Source organism: Bradyrhizobium sp. 186 (assembly GCF_023101685.1).
Taxonomy (GTDB): Bacteria; Pseudomonadota; Alphaproteobacteria; order Rhizobiales; family Xanthobacteraceae; genus Bradyrhizobium.
In genome coordinates this window covers 8,734,265-8,749,742 of the sequence record NZ_CP082164.1, presented here as the reverse complement: position 1 = coordinate 8,749,742, position 15,478 = coordinate 8,734,265, and the positions used below count along the sequence as shown (strand labels likewise).

Genomic DNA, 15,478 nt, shown 5'->3' with positions numbered 1-15,478 from the left:
CTCCCCAATCTATGGGTGCGCGCCGCTGAAATTCTGCGTTTTTTCGGTAAAATTCGCAGTATTTCCAAGTGCGCGCGTGCGTCGACCTCAGAAGTGTCGGCCCAGTTTGCGCAAAGGAGCCATCTGTAGCAGCGCATCCCTGCTGGTAATACTAAGCGGTAGGGCGTGCTTCCGGGCCGGGCACCACAAGGATCGTCAATGTGTCCCGGCCTCGATCAAGGGCCACACTACAATAGCCCCAGATTTAGTTTTTGATGTGCAAGCCGGCTATTCTTGGCAATCGATGTCAGTCGTTTATTGAGGTAGTCCAAAGACTCTTCGTCAAGACCGGCAAGCATCGTGGAATTAAGTGCCTGTCTCTTGTCTGACAGCTTCGCCATTTCCATTCGAGCCTTTTGGGTTAGTGATATCTGCAGGAATCTTGCATCATCGGGCGATATCACTCGGGCGAGGAGCTCCATCTGTTCGAGCTTCTTCGTTTGATTTGTTACGAAGGCGGGATGGATCCGCAGCTTGTTTGCGACCGCAATTCCCGAGACGCCGCGACCATCATCGAGTTCGTCAATGGCCATAAGGATTAGCCATTGCGGTTCGGTTATTCCTAACAGCTCCGCCCAGCTCTTGTGTATTTCCTCGAGTTGAGAGTGGATCTCAACGAGGTTCCAGATCAGGTCTCTAACGGCTCGATCGAACTGTTCTTTTCCGGCCATGTTTGCTTTCGCACTTGCTCATTAGTCGCGAGGGAAGAGGCGTTGGCGAACGACTCAGGGGAAGGCTGTAGTCGATCCTATCCATCGCAAGTTGCCTGAAACAGCGTCCATAGAACATAGGCACCATGCAAGTTATCAATTGATGCGAACAATTAATTGCGTATATCGCGTTCCGCGATCGTTTAGGACGAAACCACCGGTCGCTGCTCTAAATCTCCAAGTAGAACCCCCGAGATGCCCCTCGAGGGTTTTCTGTTTGGCCCGGAGGCGGTCGTCTAACGCATTTTCGCGCCGATTTTGTCTACGTTGCTCAATTGCAACATCCAGTTTCCAATTGCATGGCACCTCTAATTAATTGATTGCACTAATTGATGATAGAAACTAAATATCACCTCGACAGCGAGGGGTCCTCGAAGTCGTTCCGTCAAGCACCAGCCTTGAGGCGAGGGTGACATAGCGGATCTTTGAAGGACGGAAACGCGGTTTTCCAACTTGGAGGGTCATCGATGAAAGTGATGAAGGGTATTATCCTTGGATCAGCGGCAATGTTCGTGGGGGCTGGAGCGCAGGCTGCCGATCTCCCGGTCAAGGCCAAGGCGATCGAGTACGTAAAGATCTGCTCGCTGTATGGCGCCGGCTTCTACTACATCCCCGGCACGGACACGTGTATCAAGCTGGGCGGCTATCTGCGCGCTGACACAATGCTGGCCACAAACGTTGACTTCGACGCTGCCAGCACTGGTGTGGCTGGTGCCCAGAACCGGCTCAGCAACTATTACACGATGCGAACTCGCCAGGATCTGAAGATCGATACGCGTACCGCGACCGAGTACGGCGTTGTTCGCACATATGCTGAATTGGCGTTCACTTGGACGACGGGCACCTATAGTGGTTTGGGTACTGGTGGAACGGCTTATACCTCGTCGACGGGTTCTCAGGTGGCTGGCGGTTCGCTAGGTCTCTATAACGCGTTTATTCAGTTCGCCGGCTTCACGTTCGGTAAAGCGGTTTCCCAGTTCTCCACGCCTTGGTCCCAATACCCCGCGAACAACTTCGAATTGCCGGGCAGTGGAGGCTACGACTGGGTGAATCAGGTGACCTACACTGCTGACTTCGGTCAGGGAATCACCGCCGCGATTTCAGCTCAGGATCAAGTCCAGAATTACACCACCAATATTTGGAACGTGAGCGGTGCTACGGCCGCGGGAGTCGCGGCCGGCGCGTACGGCGCCAATGATATAGGGGGTACTCGCGCTCCCGACCTTGTCGCGATGGTTCGTGTTGACCAGGCGTGGGGTCTCTTCCAAGCATCAGTCGCTGCTCATGACAACCATGCTGCCTATTATGGTGCAACCGAGCTGACGGGGCATCCAGGCGACAAATGGGGCTGGGCTGGTCAGCTTGCACTATCAATCAAGAATCTTCCGACTGGGCCGGGTGATACGATCAACTTGACGGGCGTGTATACAAACGGCGCAAGCCGGTACAACTTCCAGGATTATCTATCCACCACCTACGCGATGTACGGAGGTACGAGCGTCACGGGTGCTTACCAGAGCTTGGGCCTTGCTGGCATTTCAGATTCTGTGTTTGTCACCGGTTCCGGCCAGGAGCTGACCACGACCTATGGCCTCAACGGCGGCTATACCCACAACTGGAATCCGTACTGGAACTCCTCTCTCTTCGGAGCGTGGGCTGCTGTAAGGCACAACAACACAGCCAAGAGCTATATCTGCGGTGCGTTCGTTGCGAACCTCGCTTTATCGAGCGGTATCGCCGGCTGCAATCCCGACTTCAACTATGCGGTTGTTGGTACAAAAACGTCCTGGACCCCGGTCAACAATCTGACGTTCACGGGTGAGCTTGCGTACATGATGCTCGATCAGAAATACGCGAGCGGAAGCACGGTTACACTTCCGCTTCAGTCGGGCGTCGCAAAACCTGCTGCGGTGTATGAGCTGAAGGACCAGAACAGCTTGGTGCTGCTGCTCCGCGCCCAGCGTAATTTCTAAGTCATTTCTTTAGCGAAGGGAGAAAGAACAGGCTCGACAGCTGACCTCCAAGAAGGCCCCCGGCATGCCCGCCGGGGGCCTTTCTCGTTAAAAGACGAGTCTCGTCCGTGTGCTCAATTGATCTGCTTCGAGAAGTCGTTCACTCTTGGCAGTTACGACATGCTCCCGGACCCGAGATGCATTGAACGAGCATATTTGTTTGAGCGCGAACGAGCGGCCGAACTTAGGTCAACCTTCGATCTCTAAGATCGGCCAATCGCGCTATGGGCGTGAAGCTTCAGGTGGGAGGGGGCGCACGTTGAAGGCCTTATGGGAGCGGAGGGAATCGGAAGAGGCTGAGTATGTTCTAAGTTGCGGCACAGGGGGCTAGGAACCAACCCAACATCCAGTTCGCTTTGCCCTCGCGCGCTTGCTGCGTGACGGCCGCTCCTACTCGATCACCAACGCAGAATTTCGACGGATAAATCTCTTATTTAGAGGATTTCACCTTTGTCATGTTCTCTATAGTGCTGCGCTTAAGATCTTTTGGGTCTTGCAGGACACGTGCGGCGGGCGTCACCTAGCGCTGGAGACGGAATCGAGAAATCTGCTTCCCAGATGAAGTGGCGCGGCGATCGTTCAAGGCTTGCCAAAATTCGCGATCTCCTGAAAAGACTTCAGACAGCCAAGAAACCAAGGAGCTAAGATAATGTCCATCAGCAAAGGACCTCAGGTGTTTCCGCGCGCGGAGTACTTGCGAAGGCTTGCCGCAGTAAAAGCAGAAATGGTCAAGCGGGAGGTCGAAGCCCTCGTCGTCACCTTCGATCGAAGCATCAATTACCTGACCGGCTACACCGCGCGATCGGCCTATGTCCCGCAAGGCCTTGTGATCTCGGCCCACGAAGAGGAGCCAATCCTCATCCTGCGTCTTATGGATGTGCCAGCAGGCATGCATCTGACATTTCTGGAGCGGAACAAGATCATTGGATATCCCGAATCGCTCGTGGGCAACCCCGAGAAGGACGGTTACGACGCCGTCATCGATTTTCTTCAGGAAGCCAACCTTGTGAACCGCGGGGTCGGACTCGAAATGGGGCAGCTTCCAGCGCGAGCGGCGGAAAACTTCAAGAAGCGACTGCCGGCTGCCAGATTCGTGGATTGTACGCACGTCGTCACATGGATTCGCGTCATCAAGTCCGATCTTGAAATAGCTCTCATGAAAGAGGCCGCCGCGATTGCCGATGCGGGTATGATGCGGGCTGCCGATGTCATACGCCCAGGAGTGCATGAGGCTGACGCCGTCGCCGAGATTCTTTCGACGTTAGCCCGCGGAGCAAATGGCAAGCACGGAACGGGGATTGCAAATATCTTCATGTGCTCCTCGCCGCGTACGGGTACTTGCCATATCACCTGGAGCGACGACATCTTTCGCCAAGGCTCGCAGATCAACCTGGAACTGGGAGGCGTGCGGCACACCTATACTGCGGCAGTCATGCGAACGTTTTCGATTGGCAAGCCCTCCGACCGCTTGTGCCGACTCCATGACGCGGAAGTAGCTGGTTTGGAAGCCGCGTTGGACAAGGTCCGCCCGGGAGCAACATGCCACGATGTTGCTCAGGCATTCAATCGTACGATCGGCAAGCTGGGTTTTCAGAAAGAGTCCCGTTGTGGGTATGGCATCGGCATTGATTGGAACGAGGCCGTTACGAGCCTCAAGGAAGGCGACATGACCGTGCTAAAGCCAAACATGACGTTCCATCTCATGCTGGGCAACTGGATCGACGAAGATTTCGGTTATGTCATCAGCGAAACCTTCCGGGTCACAGAATCCGGTGCGGACGTATTGACCCGTGTGCCACGCAAGATTTTCCAGATCTAACTCGGCGGCGGGAACTTCCGATCACGAGCCCGCTGCGGGCAGGCCCTTTACCTTGGCAACGTCCTTGTGGACGTTGCTGACTGCTGATGCGTGGGCCTCATAGTTTCCGTTTGTGGCCGCCGCTCTGATCCGGCTCAGGGCACTCACGAAATCCGCTAACGATCCCCTTGTCCCGTCGGGATGGTCGCGGACTCTGTTGCGATGTGGTTTTCGCGCGCTCAAGCTGGTCGTCTCGAATATCGACCCGCCGCGCTCTTCCGCCGTTAGGACCAACCAGGGCGGCTTCGAGCCGGGGGAAGACAATAACCGCGCGCTCACTTGCATCCTGCAGAATTTCCACAACGTCGGCCCAGTTTTCGCAGCTATCCGGCTTAAACCCGCGTTAAGATTTGTGCCTCTGGAGCGGAGAAAAACAGAAATGGGAGCGGAGATGCAAGGTTCTTCGACGGCGCACATCAACCGTGATCAGTTGAAATCGGTGCAAGGTCAAATCGCCTTTGCTCGACGCTCGCCGAGCGAAAAGGCTCCAGCAATTGTGGTGCGGGGGTCCGATGGGCCCTTGGTGAGCTATGACGTCACCATACGGGACGCGCGTCCGATCGTGGACGAACTCTCTCTCGACAGAGAAGGGTTCACCCTCGTCCAGCACAAGATCTCCTGTGCGAGCGAACGTGATCCGGAGGTCATGCGCGACAGGTATCTCGAAGAAATGGTCCCGTTCATCAAGGACTATTTCAAAGCGTCGTGGGTCGTACCCAAACGAGACGCCGTTATCATCCGCTCTGTTGGCGGGAGCTCTGTTCCGCCAGCAGAAAAGGGGACCGGTCTAGTCAGGCCGTATGTGGCCAGCTTTGCTCATATCGATTATGCGCCGATCGCCGGCCCGGTGATGGCCGCGCAGGAAGACCAACTCCAAGGCATTCCGATCCGGGCCTATTCTCGACTAATGATCATTCAAGCCTGGCATGCTCTCTCGGAGCCTCCGCAGGATTTTCCCCTGGCGTTCTGCGATGGCAACTCGGTCGTGGATACCGACCTTGTCGATACGGTTTACGAGAACTATGACGTCAAGCATAAGACGTGGCTTGTTCACTACAGTCCAGTTCACCGCTGGTATTACTTCCCCGAGATGACCTTGGATGAGTTCGCTCTCTTTAAGGGATATGATTCCGAAGACGATCACAATCCGCGGTCGGCTCATGCTGCGTTCGACAATCGTCGCGCTTACCCAAATGCGAAACCCCGCAAGAGTGTCGAGGCTCGCTTCTTCGTTTACTACGACTGAGGGCCGTTGTTGTTGTCGATAATCACTGCGCGAGTTCATAGGGGAACTTGCGGCGGTCCAGGTGGAGGGGAGACGTTCTTTCGATGAGCACAGTTCTGATCACGGGCGCGAATCGAGGTATTGGCCTTGCGCTTGCGCGGCAATACGCAAGCCAAGGTGCTAATGTTTTTGCGTGCTGCCGCGATCCAGCGAAGGCCGACGACCTCGAAGAACTCGCCGCGTCATCCAGCGGTCGCGTGCGGATCATCACACTCGACGTAGCCGACGAGTCCTCGATGGCCTCCCTTAAGCGTACCCTCGGCGATCAACCAATCGATATTCTCATCAACAACGCCGGAATCAGCGGCCTATCGGAAGACCGGATCGAGGCCGAGGGCTATATGACCACCATGCGCGTCAATGCCCTGGCACCTATGCTCATCGCGCAGGCCATGCACGACAATTTGAGAAGCAGCACCCAGAAAAAGCTGGTGGCAATCACCAGCATTATGGGCTCGACCAGCAGCGCCGGCGGCGCCAAGTATGCTTATCGGGCCTCGAAGGCGGCCCTCAACAATGGCATGCGTGGCTTATCGCGCGCATGGGCTCACGAGGGGATCCTGGTGGCCTTATTGAATCCTGGTTATGTGCAAACAGAAATGGTGAAGGGGCAGGTTGCTTTCATATCTGCCGACGAGTGTGCGCGCGGCCTTATCGCCCGGATCGCGGAGCTCACGCCAGCGACCAGCGGCATTTTTCAGGATTACCGCGGCGTGAAGATTCGCTGGTGAACGTTTTACTTCAGGCCAAACCATCGGTGCCCAACCCAACTTGCATGGCCGCCCAGGTATGGGCGGTCGGGATCGCCAGCCGCGCACGCCCTCAGAAACGAGATCGTGCCGACGCATTCTCTCCTGCACCACAGGACGTTGTCGACAATCAGTCCTCCATTCGGACTAAATGGCGGGTCGTCCGCCGAGCGGTCCGGGATTCTTTTGCAGCTTGATAAGCTCGAGCTTGAGCCGCCGATATCTGCCCCGGACAGCGGCGCTGCGACCGTGATCTGGCAAAACCTAGGCGCGGACGCGGATCGCAGGTGCGGTCAACCGGCGGAGACTAACGGCATCGGTTGCGGCCTTGTCCCAGGGACGACGGCCTGCGACGATCTCACTTCCGGCGGGGCGCGTATCCGCCTACGGGCTACACAGAGATGCGTAAAAAGGCTTTCCCAAAGCTGGCGCTTCAGACCCAGGAGATGGTGCGGCCATTCATCGAGCCGTCATTTTGGCGGGACGCGACGATAACTTGCTGAAGATGATTTGGCCCGGCGCCAGGCCGCCTGTCGAAAAGTGCCTGGAGCGCGCCCTTATTGGTGCGGATCTGGTTGAGACGGTCCTCGCTGCTTCATCAGCCGAACATTGGCTAGCTATGTCGTGGGCAAGCGTTAGATGAGGTCTCCTTCAGAACAAAGCTCGATTGCGGAACGACAAAGTCGCGCTTGGCGCGGCTTTGTCCCGATCTCGTGCGGCTTGTCCGAGGGCTTTGTAATCGCGAGTGCCACGAGCCAGCTTTTGGCCGCTCTTGCAGCCCGGGGAATTCGAACGCGATCTAGATAAATCTATGCTTTCGAACCCCTTAGTGTCTGTCCGGGAACATCTTGAATCATCGGAATCATTTGTGATTCAAGGGTGGCGGTCCGATTCGAAGGGGCGCCCATGTGGACGAAGGAGAACCGCGGTCGTTACGACCGAAGCCGGCTACGCTATCCAAGCGATTTGACTGATGAGGAATGGGCGTTGGTGGAGCCGCTGATTGCGCCAGCCAAGCGAGGCGGCAACAAGCGCACGGTCGATGTGCGCGAGGTGATCAATGGCCTGATGTATGTGCTGAGCACCGGTTGCCAATGGCGAGCGATCCCGAAGGACCTGCCGCCACGCAGCACGGTGCACGACTATTTTGACTTGTGGGCTTGGAACGGCACGCTCGATCGCATCCATCACGCGCTCTATGTACAATGTCGAGAATTGGCTAACCGAGAACCCAGCCCGAGCGCCGCCATCATCGACAGTCAAAGCGTCAAGAGCGCGGAAAAAGGGGGGCGTGGATCGACCCGCATGGCTACGATGCGGGCAAGAAGATCAAGGGCAAGAAGCGCCACATCCTAGTCGATACTCAAGGCTTGCTGCTCCACGCCCTCGTGCATTCGGCGGACATCCAGGATCGTGACGGTGGGGTGCTGGTGATGGCCACGCTGTTTGGCCTGCATCCATTCCTGCTGAAGCTCTATGCTGACGGCGGCTATCAGGGGCCGATCTTTCAGTCCGCCGTTCGCAAAATCCTCCGGCAAATCGACGTCGAGATAGTCAAGCGCTCCGATACAGCAAAGAGTTTTGCGATCTTGCCCAAGCGATGGATCGTCGAACGCACCATCGCCTGGCTCAACCGCTGCCGCCGTTTGGCCAAGGATTGGGAGTGCCTCAACCGAAAGGCATTGGCGTTCTTGCGCCTCGCCTCAATCCGCCTCATGCTGCGAAAGCTCTGCCAAAAAACAGCATGATCCCGGACAGACTCTTAGATGTCAGGGTCGAATTGAGCCGTGGCTAAAGCGTCAGACCGCCATCTATGACGATAGTCTGTCCTGTGATCATGGGCGCTGCAAAGCCCAGATAGACGATCGTTTCGGCAATATCCTCGGGAACGCATCTGCGCCGCAGGGGAGTTCGTTCGATGGAGCTTTGCCTTTGCGCCTCCGTCCACTCGATCTGCCAGGTGCTATCAACCGCGCCCGGCGCCACCGCGTTAATCCGGATCTCTGGCGCGAGACCTTGAGCAAGATGGCGCGTGATCGCAATAATACCGGCCTTGCTTGCCGCATAGGCCAAACTAGATCCTCTCGACGTCAATGCTGACACTGAGGCCAAGCTTACAACCGCGCCTTTCGATTGTCTCAAGGACGGAGCGGCGGCGCGCGTGCATCGGAAAAGCCCGATGAGGTTCGTGTCCAACACAGCCGACCACAGCTCGTCAGTGATGATGTCGAGCTCGGAAGACGAAATGGATTTTCGTGCTCCCGGCGTGCCGGCATTGTTAACGAGAAGGTCGAGCCCGCCCATCTTATCAACTGCAACGTTTACGAGTTCTGCCTCTTTCCCATCACCTATGGCCCCAGCGACGCCGAATACGTCGTAACCGTCCGCGCGGAGCTTGCTCACCTCCTCAGGCCCCCTTGGATCGTCGGGAAGATGATTCAGCGCAACGGTGCAGCCTGCTTGAGCCAGCCGCTTCAAAGTCGCCAAGCCGATGCCTGACGCTGCACCGGTGACGAGCGCTCTTTTTCCCGACAGTTCGTAGCGGATCATGGTCTCTCCTTATTGCTTTCTCTCACACGAGCCCGTTGGGCGCGCCGGGAGGCTGGCCTGGGATGAACTCGCGTTGACGGGACTTTTTATATCATATAAAAAGTTACCACGCGAGATGCCTATCGCGACAGCTGTCGTGGACAGATGGGTGCGGCTCGTGAGCCTTTTTTCACGCCTAGTTCGACAAACCGACAGGGTAGAAATGGACAATACAACGTTGCGTTCGCCTAATCCCGCGCTCACTCCAGTCCGCCGCATGACCGGCGGGCGCTTCATTGCCGAAACCATCAAGGCCAAGGGTATCTCACACGTCTTCTTCATGGATGCCGTTCTGCGGCGGGCGCTCACCGAGATGGAAGACCTCGGCATCAAGCGGATCCTCGGGCACTCCGAAAAGGGAATCGCGTATATGGCTGACGGCTATGCACGCGCATTGCGTCGCCCGGCCGTCTGCATGGCGCAGTCCGTCGGCGCAGCCAACCTAGCGGCGGCTCTCCAGGAGTCCTGGTTTGCCTACTCGCCCGTTGTCGCGTTGACCGGTCGCCACGCAGCCACCTACCAGTACCGAAACGCGTATCAAGAACTCCCACACGAGCCGCTTTACGCGTCCGTCACGAAGTTCAGAGGTCGAGTGGACGAGGTGGCGCAATTGCCCCATCTGCTGCGTCAAGCATTTAGAGAGGCGACAACCGGCGTATCCCGCCCCGTCCATCTCGACATCACCGGTTATACGGGCGACATCGTTGGCGCCGCCGAATTCACGGCTGCCATCTTTCCCGAAGAGACCTTCGCAAAAGTGCCGGCTTTCCGTCCCTCTCCGGATGCGGAATTGGTCAGCCGTGCTGCGGCCGCGATCGCGGCTTCGGAGCGACCCGTGATTCTTGCAGGCGCCGGCTTAATGATGTCGGGAGCCGAAGGAGCCCTGAAGGCGTTCGTCGAACATCACGGAATTCCAGTCGTGATGTCCCTTGACGCGAAGCACGCTCTTCCGGAGTTTCATCCGCAAAATGGAGGAGTGGCCGGGACCTACTCGCGGACCTGTGCAAACAGGCTCCTGTATGATGCGGATCTTGTCATGTTCGTCGGCAGCGATACCGGCGACATGATCACGAACCACTGGAAGCTGCCGAGGCCCGAGACGCAAATTGTACAGATCGACATCGATCCGGCGGAGCTTGGTCGCAACTTCCCCGAAGCGATCGGTGTACACGGTGACCCGAAAGCGGCTCTCGAGCGCCTTGGTTTAGAACTGCCGTCCCGTGCACGGCCAGGTTGGCAGCGTAAGGTTGCTGACTACGTCGCCGAATGGCGCGCTGAAGCGGAGATCGCGCGATCGTCTGAGGCGACGCCGACCAGGCCGGAGCGTCTGTGCCGGGAGATCTCGGAATGGCTTCCGAAGAACGCAATGCTGGTGGCCGATACCGGATACGCATCGCACTGGAGTGGGACGCTGGTCTATCTCACCGATCCGGCTCAGGGATACCTGCGAGCCGCCGGCTCGTTGGGCTGGGCCTTCCCTGCTTCGCTCGGCGTCCAGTGCGCAATGCCAGATCGCCCCGTCGTCTGCTTAACCGGCGACGGTGGCTTTATGTATCATCTTCCCGAGCTGGAAACGGCTAGGCGCTATGGCCTTAACGTGATCACGATCGTGAACAACAATCATTGCCTTGGACAGGGTCGGAGAAACATCGACATCGCCTACGAAGGAAGGAAAGGCAACAAAGAGGAGATCTTTGCCTATCGAGACACGGATTTTGCGCAAATCGCGCGCGATTTCGATTGCTTCGGTGTGCGCGTTGAGAAGCCCGGTGACTTACCGAAGGCGTTTGACGCCGCGCGCCGATCCGGTAAGCCCGCAGTTATTGACGTGGTGACAGAGTTTGAGGCGCTGGCTCCGTTGCCCTGGACCCCGCCGTCCGGAGGCTAGGCCGGCCCGGCACCGTTCAGACACATGTTAAGGGGGCCCGAGCGGCTTTAAGCTTTTGTAGCTCACCGCCGCCGTGGTACACGGTCGTGCCCACAGGAGCAGGTCCACCCCTGTCGGGGGCGCCGAAACAGGAACGATTGTAAAATGAGAAAGGCAGGATCTCGAGACGCAGAATCCTCTGCTTCCTCATCCACCTTCCTCATGCCAACCGACATCGATCGGCTGCACGTGGGGCGCGACAACTTACACGCGAGAGCATATTTGATGCTTCGGAAAGCTCTGATGGCCGGTCGGCTCCGGCCGGGTCAGCGGCTTCTTCTAAAGCCGTTGGCCGAGGAACTTGGAGTTAGTGTCACGCCTGTCAGGGAGGCGCTTCTCCGCTTGGCGTCCGAGCACGGCCTTGTTCCACATCAGTCGCGCACCATGATGGTTCCTGTGTTGAGTGTGGCCCGGTTCAGGGAAATTCGCGACATTCGAATTGAGTTGGAAGGCCGCGCCGCGGAAGCTGCGGCGAACAACGTCTCATCGGGCGATGTCTTCGCGTTGGAGAAGATGCACGAGCAGCTGATGCTCGCAAGACGGCAGCGCGATGTGCAGAAAGTGCTCTCAATCAACGAAGAATTTCATTTTAGGATCTACAGATCATCAGATTTGCCTGTGGTTTGCGGACTGATCGAAAGCCTGTGGGTTCAGATGGGCCCGCTTCTCACGCTCAACGATTTCAGTGAATCCGCAACGGCGAAGGATCATCCTCACCGATCGATCTTGGCGAGCCTGGCGGCAAGAGACGGCGCAGGGGCGCGCCTTGCTCTCGCCAACGACATACTCTGGGCCAGCAGGTACCTCGAGAAGGCCGTCGTCAGGCTGAATCAGCCCGCTGAAGACAAGAACAAAAAGCGGAGTTCGACCTCAGCCGTCAGCGCAAACTGACGGCCAGCTCTATCAACTGGGCCGCTATTCGAAGGCACTTTTTTTCGGGACCTGAACAAACAACGCGTCAACGAATGCCGAGAGTCGATCCGGATGCCGCTGCGCGCCCATTGCACCGCATCGTTCTCGTTTTCCAACGCATGTTTCCGAAGACCGAAAGAGCTTCCTTGAGTGACGGTGTTTCGTCAGGGAAGCTCATGATGTGCAACAGCAATTCCTGCGTGCAATTCATGTCTACTCTTTTTGCGCCTCTTTACCTCCCACGCGGTGACCAAGGCATCTGCTCACCGAGCAGCTGCTGATCGTTGGGCGAGGTTGGTAACGGATGCAGGACCGGTCACACGTACACGTCTAATCCCCAAATAGCATCGCTTCTAGCAAAGATCTCGCGAGTCTCGCTCGATGCCTCACAAAGACGTCCGCGAACAACTTAGTGGATGCGGAAGTGGTTTGCGCGGGAAAAACGCGCGCCGCCATTGAATACCGCCGAAATTAACATCAAGTCTCGTTATGATGACGTCAGGTGTTCTGTTTTGGAATTTCCTCGATTGGCACGCAAGGCCTGGTTGATTGGTCCGAAGGCCTGATCGCTAAGGTAAGGAGTTGAGTCAGAGCTTTCTGCTTGTGAACCGACTCCTGCGAGACAGAGAAGCCCGCCCTGCTCCGCTGGGTGAATTCGACGGAGCTGGCTGAATGCGTGAAGCTCAACACACCGGGGCGGTACCGAGAAGGAGTGAGGAGTCATGAGAAATCGATACTGGACCTTGTCAGAGCAGCCGGTGGTGGGGTGGCCACAAGAGAACACGTTCGTTCTCATGCAAGGCCCAGTCCCAGTGCCCGCATTGGGGCAGGCGTTGACCCGGACCATCTATGTGTCTCTCGATCCTTATCAAGTGTACTACCAGCGGGATCGCACGGGTCCGGCCGGCGCGCCCTGCCATGCGCGCACCGTCTCTCAGGTCATCGAGAGCCGAATGAACGGATTTGCCGCCGGCGACTTCGTCTTCAACACCAACGGCTGGAGCGAATACGCGCTAATGGGCGAGGGTGTCTGGCGGCCGGACTACATGGTCCCGCGCAAGCTCGATCCGTCGCTGGGGCGTATCTCGCAGTCCGTCGGCGTGCTTGGCATTCTGGGGCTAACGGCCTACGCCGGCATGGACCTGATGGCCTCGCCTAAGCCAGGCGAGACGGTGGTGGTTTCGGCGGCTTCAGGCGGGGTCGGCCAGATCGCCGGGCAGCTCGCCAAGCAGCGGGGCGCGCGCGTCGTCGGGATCGCTGGCCGTGATGCCAAATGCAAGTTCGTGACCGAGGAATTGGGCTTCGACGCCTGCGTTTCCCACCTTTCGCCCACTCTGCCAGCGGATCTCGCCGCGGTTTGCCAAGCGGGCGTTGACGTTTACTTCGAGAATGTCGGGGCCAAGGTGTTCGAGGCGGTGCTTCCGCTGTTCAATCAGGCCGCGCGGATGACCATCTGCGGCCTCATCGCGCACTATGGCGATAAGGACGGAGGCGTCGACAGGCGCGCAGCGCTGATGAAACTGGGCGAGCCGATCTTCAAGGAGCGGGACGTGAGGGTGAGGAACCTCTCGGTCAGCGAGTTCGCGGAACAGCACGACGAGATGTTGGCCTATGTCGCGCCGCTGGTGAATGCGGGTAAGATCAAGTACCGCGAGGACATCCGCCAGGGATTGAAGGTGATCCCAGCCGCTTTCGCCGAAATGCTGCGCGGCGACAGTTTCGGCAAGATGCTGGTGCAGGTGAGCCCCGATCCCACACTTGGGGTGCGTGCGCCTCAAAAGACCTCTCAAGGCCCATTCGGGATACGAACCTGATTCGGCCAAGTCTTGCCGCACGCCAGCGGTGTATGCGGTTCGCTGCACTCCGCGCGCGCTCGAGCGCGCCCGGAGTGCAATGTTGGCCGTCCGAAAACATCATCCCATCGTCGGCATGACGAATTCGGCTCCGGCCCGAATACCCGTGGGCCATCTTGTCGTGATTGTCTTCGACTTAGTATAGAGTCGTCCGTTAACAAGCGGGATTGAGGGCGACTGGGGTTGCGAAGGCGCGCCAAAGGACGATCAGGATGAAGCGCAAGAGCTTCCTGAGCCAAGCGAGGATGCGGCGGAAGTTATAGCCGACGGCGGAGAGGATGACGTTGGCCGCATCGCCGGCGCGGCCTTTGAGGTAGCAGCGGCCGAGGTGACCATCGACTTTCAGGTGTCCGATGATGGGTTCGATGGCGGAGCGGCGGCGCAGCTCGCGCTTGATGACACCGAAGACGCCGCGCTTCTGGCCAGAGATGAAGACGCGACGGGGATTTTGTGTGTCGTGGCCGCGGTATCCCTTGTCGACATAGGCCCGCTCGATCGCGCAGCCGGTGAGTGTCTCGGTGCGATTGATGACGTCCCGCAAGGTGTGACCGTCGTACGGGTTATCGGGTAGCGTCCTGGCGTGCAGCACGAACAGGCCACCGGGAGCCCGGCGGTTGTTGGTGACGATAGAGGCTTTGACACCGAACTCGTAAGGCGCGGCTGCTTTGCCCTTGCCGATGCACTCCACCTCCGGGGCGTGGAAGGAATAGAGCTTCCAGCCGCGCTGGCGCTGCTGCTGCGCGCGGATCTGCGAGGCCCGGCTGAGCGAGAGGGTGAACGCGTTCTCGAGCACAGCCTGACCTTCGATCTTGCGGCGGATATCGCGGATGATCCGGCCCAGCCGGCTGCGCAGGATGCGCAACTGCCGCTGATGCCGCTTGAATTGCTTGGCATGGGCGTAGCGTCCCGCCATCATTGCCGCGGTCTTGGCAATGCGAAGATAGGACTGCCGCAGCTTGACCCCGTGCTTCCTCGCCAGGCGGTTGAGCCCCTTGATCGCCGCGTGCAGCAGCTTGGCGTCGGTCGGGAAGGTGATCGCCTTCGGCTGCACGGTGGTATCGACCGTGACCCGCTTGAGGTCTTGGCTGCGTAACGCGCCGGCCTCGTGCGCCACCCGCAAGCTCTCGGCGAGCAACAGCTCCAGCTTGTCGCCGAGCCGCTTGCGCCAGTGGCTCAGGTCCGAGCGCTCGTGCGGGAACGCGTGCTGAAAGAACTCTTCGCCGGTGAAGTACTGGAAATACGGGTCGTGGACCCAGCGCACGCACACCCCCTCATCGGACAGGCCGTAAATGTGCTTGAGCAGCAGCAGCCCGATCATGAAGCGGGTCGCGATGCCCGGCCGACCGTTCTCGCTATAGAGCGGCGCGATCTCGCCGTCGATCCAGTCCCAATCGACCTTGCCGGCGAGCTGAACCAGCTCGTGCTTCATATTGATGATCTGGTCCAGCCTGGCCCGGAACAGATCGCCCGATCCCGTCGTCCTGTGCTTCTTCGGTCGCATCGCCACCTCCGATGCAACGACGGAATCATGACTGACGATTCGA

The 15,478-nt window shown here is 58.2% G+C and carries 11 protein-coding genes; 8 read left to right on the top strand and 3 right to left on the bottom strand.

All coding sequences use genetic code 11. From position 1 onward, the window contains the following. Nucleotides 1-227: 227 nt before the first annotated feature. Complete coding sequence (locus tag IVB18_RS41745; protein ID WP_247985985.1) at nt 228-710, bottom strand: MarR family transcriptional regulator; 483 nt, start codon at nt 708-710, stop codon at nt 228-230. A 506-nt stretch (nt 711-1,216) separates the two neighbouring features. Here IVB18_RS41745 and IVB18_RS41740 point away from each other — a divergent pair. From IVB18_RS41740 to IVB18_RS41720, 5 genes are all read left to right on the top strand, one after another. Next, nucleotides 1,217-2,722, top strand: a complete 1,506-nt coding sequence (locus IVB18_RS41740) for a porin (RefSeq protein ID WP_247985984.1) — start codon at nt 1,217-1,219, stop codon at nt 2,720-2,722. Between the two features lie 688 nt (nt 2,723-3,410). Then, nucleotides 3,411-4,580 (top strand): Xaa-Pro peptidase family protein, encoded by a 1,170-nt coding sequence (locus IVB18_RS41735; protein ID WP_247985983.1) that lies wholly within the window; start codon nt 3,411-3,413, stop codon nt 4,578-4,580. A gap of 112 nt (nt 4,581-4,692) precedes the next feature. Further along, on the top strand, nt 4,693-5,865 hold the full coding sequence (locus IVB18_RS41730; RefSeq protein WP_247985982.1) for a CmcJ/NvfI family oxidoreductase: 1,173 nt from the start codon (nt 4,693-4,695) through the stop codon (nt 5,863-5,865). Nucleotides 5,866-5,948: 83 nt separating this feature from the next. Further along, the gene (locus tag IVB18_RS41725) at nt 5,949-6,635 is read left to right on the top strand and encodes an SDR family oxidoreductase (protein ID WP_247985981.1); all 687 of its coding nucleotides are present in this window, start codon (nt 5,949-5,951) and stop codon (nt 6,633-6,635) included. 924 nt (nt 6,636-7,559) lie between these two features. Continuing rightward, nucleotides 7,560-8,401 (top strand): IS5 family transposase gene (locus tag IVB18_RS41720; protein ID WP_247801096.1). Its coding sequence is split into 2 segments (ribosomal slippage): nt 7,560-7,932 and nt 7,932-8,401, totalling 843 coding nucleotides; the frame shifts between segments, so codons are not numbered across the junction. Nucleotides 8,402-8,444: 43 nt separating this feature from the next. Here IVB18_RS41720 and IVB18_RS41715 read toward each other — a convergent pair. Further along, nucleotides 8,445-9,203: an SDR family oxidoreductase gene (locus tag IVB18_RS41715; RefSeq protein WP_247985980.1), complete on the bottom strand. Its 759-nt coding sequence runs from the start codon at nt 9,201-9,203 to the stop codon at nt 8,445-8,447. 202 nt (nt 9,204-9,405) lie between these two features. On the opposite strand from IVB18_RS41715, the gene IVB18_RS41710 reads away from it, so the two are divergent. The 3 genes from IVB18_RS41710 (at nt 9,406) to IVB18_RS41700 (ending at nt 13,895) form a co-directional block, all read left to right on the top strand. After that, nucleotides 9,406-11,130, top strand: a complete 1,725-nt coding sequence (locus IVB18_RS41710; protein ID WP_247985979.1) for a thiamine pyrophosphate-binding protein — start codon at nt 9,406-9,408, stop codon at nt 11,128-11,130. Nucleotides 11,131-11,274: 144 nt separating this feature from the next. Then, a complete protein-coding gene (locus tag IVB18_RS41705; protein ID WP_346732588.1) occupies nt 11,275-12,060 on the top strand; it encodes a GntR family transcriptional regulator in 786 nt (261 codons plus the stop codon). A 743-nt stretch (nt 12,061-12,803) separates the two neighbouring features. Beyond that, entirely contained in the window at nt 12,804-13,895 is a 1,092-nt protein-coding gene (locus IVB18_RS41700; protein ID WP_247985977.1) for an NADP-dependent oxidoreductase, read from the top strand. A 193-nt stretch (nt 13,896-14,088) separates the two neighbouring features. On the opposite strand, the gene IVB18_RS41695 is transcribed toward IVB18_RS41700, so the two are convergent. After that, nucleotides 14,089-15,435, bottom strand: coding sequence for an IS5 family transposase (locus tag IVB18_RS41695; protein ID WP_247985976.1), 1,347 nt, complete (start codon nt 15,433-15,435; stop codon nt 14,089-14,091). Between the last annotated feature and the right edge of the window lie 43 nt (nt 15,436-15,478).